12 protein-coding genes are annotated in these 14,384 nt (G+C 71.6%); 9 read left to right on the top strand and 3 right to left on the bottom strand.

Annotation, left to right across the window (positions count from 1 at the left end; all coding sequences use genetic code 11):
* Window positions 1-273: 273 nt before the first annotated feature.
* Complete coding sequence (locus ACFV9Q_RS08335; protein WP_377234006.1) at window positions 274-1,023, bottom strand: IclR family transcriptional regulator; 750 nt, start codon at window positions 1,021-1,023, stop codon at window positions 274-276.
* A gap of 69 nt (window positions 1,024-1,092) precedes the next feature.
* Between ACFV9Q_RS08335 and eda the strand changes: the two genes are divergently transcribed.
* The 3 genes from eda to ACFV9Q_RS08320 all read left to right on the top strand — a co-directional run bounded on the left by eda (window position 1,093) and on the right by ACFV9Q_RS08320 (window position 4,013).
* Entirely contained in the window at window positions 1,093-1,815 is a 723-nt protein-coding gene (eda, locus tag ACFV9Q_RS08330; protein WP_377234005.1) for a bifunctional 4-hydroxy-2-oxoglutarate aldolase/2-dehydro-3-deoxy-phosphogluconate aldolase, read from the top strand.
* On the top strand, window positions 1,812-2,912 hold the full coding sequence (locus ACFV9Q_RS08325; RefSeq protein ID WP_377234004.1) for a sugar kinase: 1,101 nt from the start codon (window positions 1,812-1,814) through the stop codon (window positions 2,910-2,912). The genes eda and ACFV9Q_RS08325 overlap by 4 nt, the downstream gene beginning before the upstream one ends.
* A gap of 108 nt (window positions 2,913-3,020) precedes the next feature.
* The gene (locus tag ACFV9Q_RS08320; protein WP_377234003.1) at window positions 3,021-4,013 is read left to right on the top strand and encodes an NAD-dependent epimerase/dehydratase family protein; all 993 of its coding nucleotides are present in this window, start codon (window positions 3,021-3,023) and stop codon (window positions 4,011-4,013) included.
* Between the two features lie 26 nt (window positions 4,014-4,039).
* On the opposite strand, the gene ACFV9Q_RS08315 is transcribed toward ACFV9Q_RS08320, so the two are convergent.
* Both ACFV9Q_RS08315 and ACFV9Q_RS08310 read right to left on the bottom strand, forming a co-directional pair.
* On the bottom strand, window positions 4,040-4,999 hold the full coding sequence (locus ACFV9Q_RS08315) for an NAD(P)/FAD-dependent oxidoreductase (protein WP_377234002.1): 960 nt from the start codon (window positions 4,997-4,999) through the stop codon (window positions 4,040-4,042).
* 14 nt (window positions 5,000-5,013) lie between these two features.
* Window positions 5,014-6,030 (bottom strand): LacI family DNA-binding transcriptional regulator, encoded by a 1,017-nt coding sequence (locus tag ACFV9Q_RS08310; RefSeq protein WP_377234001.1) that lies wholly within the window; start codon window positions 6,028-6,030, stop codon window positions 5,014-5,016.
* Between the two features lie 225 nt (window positions 6,031-6,255).
* Here ACFV9Q_RS08310 and ACFV9Q_RS08305 point away from each other — a divergent pair, with 225 nt between their 5' ends.
* The 6 genes from ACFV9Q_RS08305 (at window position 6,256) to ACFV9Q_RS08280 (ending at window position 14,334) form a co-directional block, all read left to right on the top strand.
* Window positions 6,256-7,197, top strand: a complete 942-nt coding sequence (locus ACFV9Q_RS08305; protein ID WP_377228775.1) for an ABC transporter permease — start codon at window positions 6,256-6,258, stop codon at window positions 7,195-7,197.
* The gene (locus ACFV9Q_RS08300; protein ID WP_377228774.1) at window positions 7,191-8,141 is read left to right on the top strand and encodes a carbohydrate ABC transporter permease; all 951 of its coding nucleotides are present in this window, start codon (window positions 7,191-7,193) and stop codon (window positions 8,139-8,141) included. Before ACFV9Q_RS08305 ends, ACFV9Q_RS08300 begins: the two co-directional genes overlap by 7 nt.
* Window positions 8,142-8,200: 59 nt before the next feature.
* Window positions 8,201-9,847, top strand: a complete 1,647-nt coding sequence (locus ACFV9Q_RS08295) for a sugar ABC transporter substrate-binding protein (protein ID WP_377234000.1) — start codon at window positions 8,201-8,203, stop codon at window positions 9,845-9,847.
* An 88-nt stretch (window positions 9,848-9,935) separates the two neighbouring features.
* Window positions 9,936-11,549 (top strand): xylan 1,4-beta-xylosidase, encoded by a 1,614-nt coding sequence (locus ACFV9Q_RS08290; protein WP_377233999.1) that lies wholly within the window; start codon window positions 9,936-9,938, stop codon window positions 11,547-11,549.
* Window positions 11,546-13,612 carry a beta-galactosidase gene (locus tag ACFV9Q_RS08285; protein ID WP_377233998.1) on the top strand — a complete coding sequence of 689 codons (2,067 nt, stop codon included), beginning with the start codon at window positions 11,546-11,548 and terminating at the stop codon, window positions 13,610-13,612. Before ACFV9Q_RS08290 ends, ACFV9Q_RS08285 begins: the two co-directional genes overlap by 4 nt.
* Entirely contained in the window at window positions 13,609-14,334 is a 726-nt protein-coding gene (locus ACFV9Q_RS08280; RefSeq protein ID WP_377233997.1) for a DUF624 domain-containing protein, read from the top strand. The genes ACFV9Q_RS08285 and ACFV9Q_RS08280 overlap by 4 nt, the downstream gene beginning before the upstream one ends.
* The last annotated feature ends 50 nt before the right edge of the window (window positions 14,335-14,384 follow it).

The raw sequence follows: 14,384 nt of genomic DNA, 5'->3' as shown, positions 1-14,384 counted from the left end.
GCCACCCCGAAGGGGGTGGCCGGGCCTTCGTCATGCCCGCGTGCGATGCCGAGTCAGTCGGTTGGTCGAGTCAGTCAGGTGGTCGGCGATGCCGAGTCAGCCACCTGGTCGGACCACCTGACTGACTCGGCAGAGTCGGCGATGCCGAGTCAGCCACCTGGTCGGACCACCTGACTGACTCGGCAGAGTCGGGGAGGGTGAGTCAGTCACCTGGTCGGACCACCTGGCTGACTCGGCGGGGTGGGGTCGGCGGGTCAGGTGGGTGGTACGCCGTCAGGCGGACGTCGGCGGGAGCGACAGGCCCGCCGGGAGGAGGGGTGGCAGCAACCCGCGCAGCGCGCCGACCCGCTCCGCCCGCGCCGCGCCGCGCAGCCGCTCCACGGGCGCCGTGATGCTGACCGCCGCGACGCCGCGGCCGGCCCGCAGCAGCGGCACGGCGATGCACGCGATGCCGCGCTCGTTCTCCTCGGTCTCCCCGGCGATCCCGCTCCGGCGCGCCTCGCTCAGCACGTCGCGCAGGTGCCCCGTCCCGGTGTCCGTGCCGGCGAACCGGTCGAGCGCGGCGTCGTCGAGGTCCTGCACGGACAGCAGGGCCCGGCCCAGCGCGGTGGTCGCGGCGGCTCGGCGGCGTCCGACGGCGGACCAGACGCGGACCGCGCGCTGCGGCTCGACCTTGTCGAGGTAGACCACCTCGCGCCCGGCGAGCACGCCCAGGTGCACGAGCTCGTCGACCTCCGCGCTGAGCGCCGTCAGGGCCGGGTGCAGCAGCGCGGGCAGGTTCTCCTCGGCCAGGTACGAGCTGCCGAGCGCCAGCGCCGAGGGGCCGAGCCGGTAGGCGCCGTCCGCCGTCTGCTCGGCGTACCCGCGGTGCCGCAGCGCGGCGAGCGTGCGGTGCAGGGTCGGCTTGCTGACCCCGACGGCCTGGGCCAGCGTGGACAGGGGCGCGCCCGCGGCGCCGAAGCCCGCGAGGGTGTCGAGGGCCAGCAGCGCCTTGTCCACGCCGCCGAGCGGGCTGGCTTCCATGGGACTCCCTCACGTAGCATGCGTTTCGCAGTGAACAACAAGCGTTCACCATAGCGAAACGGAGCACGCATGTCATCCCCCGACAACCCGGTCCTCGAGGCGCTCGCCGCGCACCGGCTCGTGCCGGTCGTCGTGGTCGACGGCGCCGACGAGGGCGCCCGGCTCGCGGACGCGCTCGTGGCCGGCGGGCTGCCCGTCGCCGAGATCACGCTGCGCCTCGCGGGCGGCCTCGACGCCATCCGCGCGGTCGCGAAGAACCAGCCCGACGTCGTGGTCGGCGCAGGCACCGTCACCACCGTGGCCCAGGTCGACGACGTCGTCGACGCGGGCGCCCGCTACATCGTGTCCCCGGGGCTGTCGGCCGCCGTCGTGCGCCGCGCGCAGGAGCACGGCATCCCCGTGCTGCCGGGCGTCGCCACGCCGTCCGAGATCATGGCGGCGCTCGACCTCGGCGTCGACGTCGTCAAGCTGTTCCCCGCCTCCGTGGTGGGCGGGCCCGCCGCGATCAAGGCGTTCTCCGCGCCGTTCCCGGGCCTGCGGTTCGTGCCGACCGGCGGCGTCAGCGCCGCGAACCTCGGCGACTACCTGGGCCTGAAGCCGGTCCTGGCCGTCGGCGGCTCCTGGATGGTCGACCGCTCGCTCGTCACCGCGGGGGACTGGGCCGAGATCACCCGCCGCACCCGCGACGCCGTGGACCTCGCGGCCAAGATCGACGCCGCCAAGATCGACGCCGCCAAGATCGACGCCGCCAAGATCGACGCCGCCAAGATCGACCAGGAGAAGAACCGATGACCTCGCTGAACGTCCGCCCCGCCGAGGAGAGCGCCTACGACGTCGTCGCCCTCGGCGAGGTCATGCTCCGCCTCGACCCGGGCGACCGCCGGGTGCGCACCGCCCGCAGCTTCGACGTCTGGGAGGGCGGCGGCGAGTACAACGTGGCGCGCGGCCTGCGGCGCTGCTTCGGCCTGCGCGGCGCGATCGTCACTGCGCTGGCCGACAACGAGATCGGCCGGCTCGTCGAGGACTTCATGCTCACGGGCGGCCTCGACACGCAGTACGTGCAGTGGGTGCCGTACGACGGCATCGGGCGCGCGGTGCGCAACGGCCTCAACTTCACCGAGCGCGGCTTCGGCGCGCGCGGCGCGGTGGGCGTGAGCGACCGCGGCAACACCGCGATCTCGCAGATGCAGCCCGACGACGTGGACTGGGACGCGCTGTTCTCCCGCGGCGTGCGCTGGCTGCACACCGGCGGCATCTTCGCCGCCCTCTCGGAGTCGTCGGCCGACGTCGCTGAGGCCGCGATGTCGGCGGCCCGCCGGCACGGCACCATCGTCTCGTACGACCTGAACTACCGGCCCTCGCTGTGGAAGGGCATCGGTGGCGAGGAGCGGGCGCGCGAGGTCAACCGGCGCCTGGCGCAGCACGTGGACGTGATGATCGGCAACGAGGAGGACTTCACGGCCTCGCTCGGCTTCGAGGTCGAGGGTGTCGACGAGAACCTGACGGACCTGGACACGGGCGCGTTCCGGGCCATGATCGAGACGGCCTCGGAGGCCTACCCGAACTTCCAGGTGATCGCCACGACGCTGCGCGGGGTGCGGTCGGCGTCGCGCAACGACTGGGGCGCCATCGCCTGGTCGCGCAAGGAGGGCTTCGCCGAGGCGACGCACCGGGCCGACCTGGAGATCTTCGACCGCGTCGGCGGCGGCGACTCGTTCGCCTCCGGCCTGGCCTACGGGCTGATGGAGCTCGGCTCGCTCCAGGAGGCCGTCGAGTACGGCGCGGCGCACGGCGCACTGGCCATGACCACCCCCGGCGACACCACCATGGCGACGCTCGCCGAGGTGGCCAAGCTGGCCGGCGGGGGCAGCGCGCGCGTGCAGCGCTGACGACGGTCGCGGGGCGAGGTCCGGGGTCCGGTCTGCGGGTGTCCGCAGGCCGGACCGATCTCGCCCCCGACCAGCGCAGACGGGGTGCACGGTGCAAGGATTGGGGCCATGTCCAAGAGCATCCTGTTCATCGGTGGTAGCGGAATCATCAGTCATGCCTCGGTGGCCAGAGCCGCACGGCTCGGGCACCGGGTGACGGTGCTCAACCGGGGCAGATCCTCGATCCGGACGGTGCCGTCCGAGGTGGAGACGCTGGTCGCCGACGCGAACGACGCCGAGGCCGTGGCGACCGCCCTGCGCGGCCGGGAGTTCGACGTCGTCGCCCAGTTCCGGGCCTTCGGGCCGGAGCACGTGGCGCGCGACGTCGCGCAGTTCGCGGGCCGCACCGGGCAGTACGTGTTCATCTCATCGGCGTCCGCGTACCAGACGCCGCCGTCGCGGCTGCCCGTGCGGGAGTCGACGCCGCTGCGCAACCCGTTCTGGCAGTACTCCCGCGACAAGATCGCGTGCGAGGACCTCCTGGTGCGGGAGTACCGGGAGAACGGGTTCCCCGCCACGATCGTGCGGCCGTCGCACACCTACGACCGCACGGTGCTGCCGACGTCGGGCGGCTGGACGGACGTCGCCCGCATGCGCGCGGGCAAGCCCGTCGTCGTGCACGGGGACGGCACCTCCCTGTGGACCATCACGCACACCGAGGACTTCGCGGTCGGGTTCGTGGGCCTGCTCGGCCACCCGCTCGCCGTGGGGGACACCTTCCACATCACCGGCACGCACGCGCCCACCTGGGACCAGATCTACACGTGGCTGGCCGAGGCCGCGGGCGTGCGCAGCCCCGACCTGGTGCACGTCGCGTCCGAGACGATCGCGCGGGCGCTGCCCGACCTGGGCCCCGGCCTGGTGGGCGACAAGGCGCACTCGATGGTCTTCGACATCTCGAAGGTGCGCACGCTCGTCCCCGAGTTCGGCACCACCATCACCTACGACATCGGCGCCGAGGAGCAGATCTCCTGGTTCGACGGCCACCCCGAGGCGCAGGTGGTCGACGCCGGGCTGGACGCGGCCTTCGACCGGCTCGCGGCGCACGCCCGGTCGGTCTGAGGGCGCCCACCGCCGCGACCGGCGTCTCAGGCGAACCGGTCGGGGCGGCAGCCGGCCAGCTCGGGCGCCGGGGTCCCCGTGGTGATTTCCTCGGCGGCGAGCCGGCCGGCCGCGGCGGCCAGCGTGATGCCCGCGTGCATCACGGCGAGATACAGGCCGGCCGTGCCCGGTGCGGCGCCGACGATCGGTTCGCCGTCCGCCGGCATCGGCCGCCAGCCGATCTCGACGGAGACGATCTCGACGTCCGACGCCTCGGGAAAGTATCGGAGCAGGGTCCGCCGGGCCTCCTCGGCGGTGTCCTGGAGGGCCGCCCGGTTCGTCTGTCCCGCGTAGGCCAGCGGAAGCAGCAGGGTCCCGTCCGGAAGCTGCCGGACCTCCAGCTCCGGGCGGGCGACGATCGTCCGCACCAGGCCCGGCGCGGCGCGGAGGCGCACCAGGACGGCGGGCGACGGCTCGACCGGGACCTCGACACCGATCCCTGCGGCCAGGGCCGTGGTTCCGGTCCCGGCGGCCAGGGCCACGGTCGAGGCCGGGAGCACCCCGGCGCCGGTCCGGACGCCGGTCACGGCCGAGCCGTCCCGCACGAGCCCGATCACCGGGGTGCCGACGCGGAGCTCGGCGCCACGCTCGACGGCCGCGGCGACCAGCAGCTCCGTGACCTCGACGGGGTCGAGCGCGCCGTCGTCGGGGGCGTGGTGCGGGGTGCCGGAATCGTCGTCCCAGGTGAGGGACCCGGTCCACGAGACCTGGAGGTCCGGCAGCTCCCGCTCCAGCCGCCGGTACTCGTCCAGGGCGAGGAACCGCAGCGGCGCCGAGGGAAGGTCGCAGGTCTCCGGCCGCCCGATCCACGCGAACGAGGAGCCGGTGGCGCCGGAGGCGGGCAGGCCCGCGTCCAGCAGGGTCACTGCCTGCCCGCGCACGGCGAGGTGGTAGGCGAGGGAGGCGCCGACGATGCCGGCACCCACCACGACGACTCGGTCCGACATGAACCCACCCTCTCTCAGGCCAGGGGCGCCGTCGACTCCCGGACCACCAGCTCCGTCGAGAGGTTGAGCCGGCGGACCTTGGGTGACCTGCCCCGGGCGATGTCGAGCAGGATCTCGGTGGCGGCTGCGCCCATCTCGCGGAGCGGCTGCCGCACCGTGGTGAGCGGCGGGCCCACCCAGGAGGCCAGCGGCAGGTCGTCGTACCCCACCACGGACAGGTCCTCCGGGACCCGCAGGCCGAGCTGGTGCGCGGCCCGGAGCACGCCAAGAGCCTGCATGTCGGACCCCGCGAACACCGCCGTGGGGCGGTCCGGCCGGGACAGCAGGTCCAGCCCCATCTCGAAGCCCGTCTCGACGTAGAAGTTCCCCTCGCGCACGAGCGCGGGGTCCACGGCGGCGCCCGCCTCCTCGTGCGCCGACCGGAACCCGTCGACGCGGGCGCGGCTGCACAGCATGTTCCAGGGCCCGGTGATCATGCCGATCCGGCGGTGGCCCAGCGCGAGCAGGTGCCGCGTGGCCTGCAGCCCGCCGTTCCAGTTGTCGGAGCCCACGGAGGCGACGTCGGCCGGCGGCTCGCCGTCGGTGTCGATCACCACGTACGGGATGCCGCGCCGGTCGAGCTGCTGGTGCTGCGCCTCCGAGAGGTTCGCCGCGACGAGCAGCACGCCCAGCGGTGGCCGCGCGATGGTGGTGTCGAGCCACCGGGCCGGGGGCCGGTGCTCGCCGCCCAGCTCGGACAGGATCACGCTGGTCCGCAGCTCGGCGGCGGCGTCCTCCACGCCCCGGATGATCTCCATGGACCAGGCCGAGCCCAGGCGGTGGAAGACCAGGTCGATCAGGCCGCTGCCCGCGGGCGCCGTCGCCGGACGGCGCCGCCGGTACTGGTGCTTCTCCAGCGCGGCCTCGACGCGGTCGCGCGTCGCGGGGGCGACGTCGGCCCGGCCGTTGAGCACCTTGGACACGGTGGGCACCGAGAGACCGAGCTCGCGCGCGATCGACGCGATGGTCGGCCCGGGGCTCACGCCGCTCATCGCACCCACCTTTCGGTTCTGTCAGCGGAACTTTCGACCCGAAGGTACACCGTCTCGCGCCAGTATCGGGCCACTTTCCTGGCTTGGAATGCCGTGTCTGGATCGTAACCACCACGTTCTGGGCATGTCTTGACGTGTCGGCGGATCTCACCCTACTGTCCCTCACGACAAGCACTATCGGCATTGACGTCGATAGTTTCGAAAACGTTCCACAAAGAGGTGGGGATGGCAACCGAGCTACGCGGCGCAACAGAGCTACGCGGCAAGGAGACGTGGGGCCTGGCACTGCGCAAGCACTGGCGCCTCTACAGCCTCGCGCTCCTGCCGATCATCTGGTTCCTGGTCTTCCGCTACCTGCCCATGGCCGGCAACATCATCGCCTTCCGCCGGTTCCGGCCGGGCGGCTCGATCTTCGGCGACGAGTGGGTCGGCTTCTACTACATCGAGCGGTTCATCCAGGACCAGGTGTTCTGGCAGGCGTTCCAGAACACGGTGATCATCGGCGCGCTGACGCTCGTGGTCGTGTTCCCGCTGCCGATCATCCTGGCGCTCCTCCTCAACGAGCTCCGCTCGCGGGTGTTCAAGCGGTTCGTGCAGACGGTCAGCTACCTGCCGCACTTCATGTCCGTCGTGATCGTCGCGGGCTTCGTGTTCGAGCTGACATCGCTGGACGGCACGGTCAACCGGCTGGTCAAGCTGTTCGGCGGGGACCCGATCTCGTTCATGCAGCAGGCCGACTGGTTCCGCACCATCTACGTGTCGTCCGAGGTCTGGCAGACCGTGGGCTGGGGCACGATCCTCTACCTGGCCACGCTGACCACCATCGACGCGCAGCTCTACGAGGCGGCCCGCATCGACGGGGCCAACCGCTGGCAGCAGACGTGGCACGTCACGCTGCCCGGCATCCGGCCCACGATGATGGTGCTGCTCATCCTGAACATCGGCCAGTTCATGCAGGTGGGCTTCGAGAAGATCTTCCTGCTCTACAACACGCTGACCCAGCCGACGGCGGACGTGATCTCCACGTACATCTACCGCGTCGGCCTCACCTCCGGGCAGCTGAGCTACGCCACGGCGATCGGCCTGTTCGAGGCCGTGATCGGCCTGGTCCTCGTCTTCTCCGCCAACGCCATCTCGCGCCGAGTCACCGGGAGCTCCCTGTGGTGAACACTGCCCCCGCCCCGACCACCGAGCCGGTGGGCTCCGACGTCCCCGACCTGTCCCGGCCCCGGCCGGAGACGACCACCGTCAAGGACACGCCCGGCTACACGGTGTTCCGCTGGGTCAACACGACGATCCTGGTGCTGGTCGCCGCCGTCACGCTGTACCCGTTCCTCAACCTGGCGGCGCGGGCGTTCAGCTCCGAGGCGGGGATCCGCAGCGGCGACGTGACCGTGTGGCCCATCGGGTTCAACACGACCACCCTCATGTCCGTGCTGGAGCAGGACCTGTTCTGGCGCAACTACCTCAACACCGTGGTCTACACGGTGGTGGGCACCGCGATCGCCATGGCGCTGACCACGACGTTCGCCTACGTGCTGTCGAAGAAGTACCTCAAGGGCCGCATGATCCTGATCGGCTTCGCGGTCTTCACGATGTTCTTCACCGGCGGCCTCATCCCGAACTACATCCTGGTCAGCGAGCTCGGCTTCAAGAACACGATCTGGGCCGTCGTCGTACCGCAGGCGATCAACGTCTTCAACCTGCTCGTCATGAAGTCGTTCTTCGAGAACTTCCCCGTGGAGCTCGAGGAGGCCGCCGCGATCGACGGGCTGACCACCTACGGGATCTTCTTCCGGGTGGTGCTGCCGCTCAGCAAGGCGGTGCTCGCCACGATGGTCCTGTTCTACGCGGTCTGGTTCTGGAACTCCTGGTTCCCCGCGTTCCTCTACATGGACGACCCCCAGATGTACCCGGTGACCGTGTTCCTGCGGAACATCATCGCCGGCGCCACCGGCACCGGTGAGGGGCTCAGCGACGTCGCCGTCCAGATCGGGGCCAACGTCAAGGCAGTGACGATGCTGCTCACGGCGCTGCCCATCGTGTGTCTCTACCCGTTCGTCCAGAAGTACTTCGTGTCCGGCGTGATGCTCGGCTCCGTCAAGGGCTGAGCAGCGCCGTCGAACCCGTCCGCCGTCGAACGACGACGTTCATACCCCGGAGGAAATCAATGAGGATCACCCCAAGAAGGGCCGTCGCGGCGACCGCCGTGGTCGCCCTCGGACTCACGCTCACCGCGTGCTCTTCCGGCGACGACGACGGCGCCACCGCCGTCGACGTCTCCGACAAGACGACCGGCGCCATGGAGGACTTCGGCGTCGGCACCACCTTCAAGGCGACCGAGCCGCTCGAGTTCGGGCTCATGTACCGCGACCACCCGAACTACCCGTTCAAGGACGACTGGTCGATCATCAAGCGCCTGGCGGAGGACCACAACGTCTCCTTCGACATCCAGTCCGTGCCGCTGGCCGACTGGCAGCAGAAGCGCTCGCTGCTGATCAGCTCGGGTGACGCCGCCGACCTGATCCCGTCCACCTACGCGGCCGACGTCGAGACGCTCACCTCGGGCGGCGCCGTGCTGCCGATCTCCGACTACCTCGACTACCTGCCGAACTTCCAGGACAAGATCGAGAAGTGGGGTCTGCAGGAGGACCTGGACCGCCTGCGCCAGGCCGACGGCAAGTTCTACGTGCTGCCCGGCCTGCTCGAGCAGCCCAAGCCGTCGTACTCGATCGCCATCCGCGAGGACTGGTGGGAGGACGCCGGGCTCGAGGACCCGAAGACGTGGGACGAGTTCGCCGACCAGCTCGAGGTCATCAAGAAGGAGCACCCCGAGCTCGACTACCCGTACACCGAGCGCTGGTCCATCAACGGGCCGATGGAGGCCACCCTCCAGGCCGCGGCGGGCAACTTCGGCACCGAGGCGGGCTGGGGCTACGGCGACGGCGTGACCTGGAACGGCTCCGAGTACGAGTACACCGGCGCCTCCGAGGGCTACAAGGAGCTCGTCACCTACTTCGCCGACCTGGTCGACCGTGGCCTGCTCGACCCCGAGGGGCTCACGCAGGAGGACGACCCGGCCAAGGCGAAGCTCAGCACCGGCAAGGTGGCCGCCCTCGGGTCGAACGACCAGGAGGTCGTGGTCTACCGCACCGGCTTCGAGGAGGCGGGTGACAAGGACGCCAAGCTGAAGCACATCGTGGTGCCGGCCGGCCCGGCGGGCAACATCATGGACGCCACCACCGGCGGCCGGTTCGAGTCCGGCATCGCGCTCTCGTCGAAGGCCGCCGAGCGGGACGACTTCGTGGCCATGCTGCAGTTCGTCGACTGGCTGTACTACTCGGACGAGGGCCTCGAGTTCGCCAAGTGGGGCGTCGAGGGCGAGACCTACACCAAGGACGCCGACGGCACCCGCACGCTGGCCGACGACGTCGACTGGAGCGGCCTGAACCCGGGCGCGCCCAAGCTGCTGAACACCGACTTCGGCTACTACAACGGCGTGTGGACGCTCGCGCACGGCTCCACCACCGACCTGGTCAAGTCGACCCTCAAGCCGGAGGTGCAGGACTTCCTCGACGAGATGAACCAGAAGGACGTCGCGGAGAAGGGTCCGGGCATCGCCATGGACGAGATGCAGCGCGAGGAGGCCTCGCTCACGCAGACCAACCTGCAGGACAAGGTCATGACGGCGACGGCCCAGTTCATCCTGGGCGAGCGCCCGCTCGACGAGTGGGACGCGTACGTCGCCGAGCTGGAGGGCGCCGGTATGTCGACCTACGTCGACACCGTCAACCAGGCGGCGGGCGTAACCAAGTAACCCCCTCCGTCGAGTGCTGGGTATCTGTTGGATTCGGCTGTCCGATCCGACAGATACCCAGCACTCAACGAGGTTGGAGAGGAGTGTTGTGGAGCGGGTTGTCGTTGCGGGTTCGGGGATCGGTCAGCTCGGGGACGCCTGGCGTACCTGTGTGGGCACGGGGCGGTTCAACCTGGCGCTGCGCCAGGACTACCAGGAGTCGCTGACGCTGGTGCAGCGGGAGATCGGCTTCCGGTACATCCGGGGCCACGGCATCCTGCACGACGACGTCGCCGTGCACCGCACGTACGACGCCGCCGGCCACCGGGGTACCGCCTACGTGTTCACCTACGTGGACCAGGTGGTCGACGCCTACCTCAGGCTCGGGATCAAGCCGTTCCTGGAGCTCGGGTTCATGCCCAGGGCCCTCGCCTCCGGCGACCAGACGGTGTTCTGGTGGCTGGGCAACGTGACCCCGCCCCGCGACCACGCCGAGTGGGCGAGCCTGGTGCGGGCCCTGCTGCGGCACCTCGTGGACCGGTACGGCCTCGACGAGGTGCGGACCTGGCCCGTCGAGGTGTGGAACGAACCCAACCTCGCCCACTTCTGGCAGGACGCGGACCAGGAGGCGTACTTCCGCCTCTACGAGACCTCCGTGCACGCGGTGAAGGACGTCGACGCCTCGCTCCAGGTGGGCGGACCCGCCATCTCCCCGGGCGCGGACGACTGGTGGGAGCCCTTCGCCGAGTTCGTCACCCGGCGGGACCTGCCCGCCGACTTCCTCTCCGTGCACGCCTACAGCTCCGGCCCGTCCCAGCACGTGCCGTTCGGCGTCTACCAGACGTTGCGGGGACCCCAGGACCTGCTCGACCAGTTCGCCCGGCCCGGCAAGATCCTCGCCGGGACGGCGCTCGCGGGCCGCCCGCTGCACGTCACGGAGTTCAACACGAGCTACCGGCCCGACAACCCGGTGCACGACACGGCCTGGAACGCCGCCTACCTCGCGCCCGTGCTCGCGGGCGGCGGCGAGCACGCCGACTCCTTCTCCTACTGGACGTTCTGCGACGTCTTCGAGGAGGAGGGGGTGCCGGCGTCGTTCTTCCACGGCGGGTTCGGCATGCTGGGCCACCGTCAGGTGCGCAAGCCGACCTACCACCTGTACGCGTTCATGGCGCGGATGGGTCAGGAGGTGCTGGCGCGCGGCGCCGACCACCTGGTCACGCGCCACGCCGCCACGGGCCGGGTGACGGTGCTCGCCTGGCAGCCCGTGGGCGGCACCGACGACCCGGCCGAGCCCGACCGCCACGAGATCCGTCTGAGCCTCCCTGTCGTGTCGGACGCACAGGTCACCGGAGGGACCCACGGGTCTGACCCGTCGCGGGTGTTCGTGATGCGGCACGACGTGGACGAGACCGCCGGCAACGCGTGGGCGGCGTGGCGCGAGATGGGCCGGCCCGCGTCGCCGTCGGGCAGGCAGCTCGACGCGCTGCACGAGGCGAGCGAACCCGCCCGGCGCGCCTTCTCCCTCCCCGTCGTCCCGGCGGCGGACGGCGGCCGGGTCGACCTCGACCTGACCCTCGGCCGGCACGGCATCACCCTGGTGACCCTGGACCCGGTCCGCGACGAGACCCCGCCCTGGCTGGACGACGCCCGGATCCTGGGCCGGACCCCGAACGACACCCCGGCCGGCAGCCCGACCCCGAACGACAAGGACGACGCGTGACCGACTCGAAGATCCTGTACGGCGGCGACAACAACCCGGAGCAGTGGCCGCGCGCCGTCTGGGAGGACGACTACGCGGCCTTCGACAAGGCGTCGATCGACACGGTCACGCTCAACGTCTTCTCCTGGGCCACGCTCCAGCCCGACGAGGACACCTACGACTTCGCGCGGCTCGACGAGATCGTGGCCCGCGCGGTCGAGGGCGGGCGCGGCATCGTGCTGGCCACGTCCACCGGCGCGCTGCCGCCGTGGCTGGCGCACCGGCACCCCGAGGTGGAGCGCACCGACTTCCAGGGCCGGCGCCACGTGTTCGGCCAGCGGCACAACGCGTGCCCCAGCTCGCCGGTCTACCGGCGGCTGTCGGCGGAGCTCGCCGGCCGGATCGCCGAGCGGTACGCCGGTACGCCCGGCCTGGTCGCGTGGCACGTCGGCAACGAGTACGGCGGGTTCGACGGCGGCTGCTGGTGCGACCTGTGCGCCGCCGGCTTCCGGGACTGGCTGCGCGCGCGGTACGGCACGCTGGAGCGCCTGAACGAGGCGTGGAACGCGACGTTCTGGTCGCACACGTTCTCCGACTGGGCGCAGATCGTGCCGCCGAACATGCTCAGCGAGCACTGGCGCGGACCCGATCACACGGCGTTCCAGGGCATCACGCTCGACTACCGGCGGTTCATGTCCGACGCGATGCTGGCCAACTACCGCGACGAGAAGGCGCGCATCCGCGAGCACGACGCGACCACGCCCGTGACGACCAACTTCATGGGCATGTTCCGGCCCATCGACTACCACCGCTGGGCCGCCGACCTCGACTTCGCCTCCTGGGACAACTACCCGCCGGGACCGCGCGAGCACGCGCGCATGGCCCTGGCCCACGACGTCATGCGCGGGCTCAAGGACGGCGCGCCGTTCTGGGTCATGGAGCAGACGCCGACCATCACCGCCTCGCGCGACGTGAACCCGGTGAAGCGGCCGGGCGTGCTGCGGCTGTGGTCGTGGCAGGCCGTGGCGCACGGCGCCGACGCCGTCCTCTACTTCCAGATGCGGCAGTCGAAGGGGGCGAGCGAGAAGTACCACGGCGCCGTCCTGGACCACGCCGGGCGCACGGACACACGCGCGTTCCGCGAGGTCGCGGCCCTGGGCGGCGAGCTGGCCGGGCTGGGGGACGCCGTCGTCGGCGCGCGGACGCCGGCCCGCGTCGCGCTGCTCTTCGACTGGGACTCCTGGTGGGTCGCCGAGATGACGGACGGCTTCAACCGGCACGCGCGCTATGTCGACACTGTGCTGGCGTACTACCGCGCGCTGTGGCAGGCGGGCGCGCAGGTCGACGTCGTGCCGACGACGGCGGACCTGTCCCGGTACGACGTGGTGCTAGCCCCGATGCTGCACGTGCTCAAGGGCGACGTCGCCGACCGGCTGACAGCCGTCACGGAGCGCGGGGGCTCGGTGCTCGCGTCGTTCTGGTCGGGCCGCGCGGACGAGGATGCCAACGCGTACCTCATGGACGCACCCGGGCCGCTGGCCCCGCTGTTCGGCGTGCGGGTCGAGGAGACCGACTCGGCGGAGCCGGGCGTCGCCAACCCCGTGACGCTGACCGACGGGGCCGACGAGGTGGTCTCGGCGGCGCAGCTCGTGTTCGAGGTGCTGGTCCCGGAGGGCGCCGACGTGGTCGGCACCTACGGCACCGAGTTCTATGCGGGCACACCCGCGGTGACGCGGCACCGGCCCGGCGGGGCCGACGGCGGCGAGGCCTGGTACGTCGCGACCGGCCTGGACGACGCCGGCGTCGGGTGGGTGGTGCGCCGGGTGCTCGACCGGCACGGGCTCGTGGGCCCGTACGCCGACGTGCCCGACGTCGAGCTCGCCGTGCGGTCCAAGGACGGCGTGCGGTTCGCCTTCGTGCTGTCGCACGCGACCGGGCCCGTCGAGGTCGTGGCGCACGCGTCCGGCGTCGACCTGCTGACCGGCCGGGCCGTGCGGCTGGGGGAGACGCTCCGGCTCGACCCGACCGACGTCGTGCTGCTGCGCGAGGACCTGCGCGAGAACCCGCCCGGGGAGCCGGCGTGAGCCACGGCGGCGCGGGCGGCCCGGGCCCCGGGCGCCGGGGGGACGGCGAGCGGCGCGAGTTCGGCGAGGGCGTGCTCGGCCGCGCCACCGCGCTCGTGTACTGGCACCTGGTCGTCGAGCTGCTGCTCGTCGTCGCCATCCTGCCGGGCGCGCTGGCGTCTCTGCTCCTGGAGCGGACGCCGGGCAACGCGCTCCTGTTCGCGCTGTGCCTGCTGCCGGTGGGTCCCGCGGTGTCGGCGGGGCTGTTCGCCCTCCGCGACCGCACGCGGGCCGAGGGGCTCACCCCTGCGGCGTCGTTCTGGCGCGGGTACCGCCTGAACTGGAAGGACGCCCTCAAGGTGTGGGTGCCGGCGCTCGCCGCGGGCGTGGTGGTCGTGCTGGGACTGGCGAACGTGGGCGCGGGCGGCGTGCCCGGCTGGTACGCGGGAGTGCTGGTCGTGGTGGGCGCGGGCCTGGCCCTGTGGGCCGTGAACGCGCTGGTGATCGTGTCGTTCTTCGGGTTCCGCACCCGGGACTCGGTGCGGCTCGCGGCGCACTACCTGGGTGCCCGGCCGCTCGTGACGCTGGGCACGCTCTCGCTGCTGGTGCTGGCCGCCGGGATCGTGGTGCTCACCACGGAGGCCGTGCTCGGCCTGCTCGCGGTGGTCTGGCTCGCCCTCGTGCTGCGCAACGCGCAGCCCGTCCTGGCCGACGTCGAGCAGCGGTTCACGCCCGCGGGCTGAGTCGCGGTCGGGACACCATTGTCCGATCTGCGGCTCTTGCGCGAAGGTGT

The organism is Promicromonospora sp. NPDC059942 (assembly GCF_042731755.1).
Classification (GTDB): domain Bacteria; phylum Actinomycetota; class Actinomycetes; order Actinomycetales; family Cellulomonadaceae; genus Promicromonospora.
Note: the sequence above shows the minus strand (reverse complement) of the source record. Positions and strands in the feature narration are given on the sequence as shown.

What these genes read in the sequence shown, in the direction of transcription:
- ACFV9Q_RS08305 (WP_377228775.1), top strand. Translation starts at nt 6,256, where the DNA reads ATGGCAACCGAGCTACGCGGCGCAACAGAGCTACGCGGCAAGGAGACG.
- ACFV9Q_RS08310 (WP_377234001.1), bottom strand. Translation starts at nt 6,030, where the DNA reads ATGAGCGGCGTGAGCCCCGGGCCGACCATCGCGTCGATCGCGCGCGAG.
- eda (WP_377234005.1), top strand. Translation starts at nt 1,093, where the DNA reads ATGTCATCCCCCGACAACCCGGTCCTCGAGGCGCTCGCCGCGCACCGG.
- ACFV9Q_RS08320 (WP_377234003.1), top strand. Translation starts at nt 3,021, where the DNA reads ATGTCCAAGAGCATCCTGTTCATCGGTGGTAGCGGAATCATCAGTCAT.
- ACFV9Q_RS08325 (WP_377234004.1), top strand. Translation starts at nt 1,812, where the DNA reads ATGACCTCGCTGAACGTCCGCCCCGCCGAGGAGAGCGCCTACGACGTC.
- ACFV9Q_RS08315 (WP_377234002.1), bottom strand. Translation starts at nt 4,999, where the DNA reads ATGTCGGACCGAGTCGTCGTGGTGGGTGCCGGCATCGTCGGCGCCTCC.
- ACFV9Q_RS08295 (WP_377234000.1), top strand. Translation starts at nt 8,201, where the DNA reads ATGAGGATCACCCCAAGAAGGGCCGTCGCGGCGACCGCCGTGGTCGCC.
- ACFV9Q_RS08335 (WP_377234006.1), bottom strand. Translation starts at nt 1,023, where the DNA reads ATGGAAGCCAGCCCGCTCGGCGGCGTGGACAAGGCGCTGCTGGCCCTC.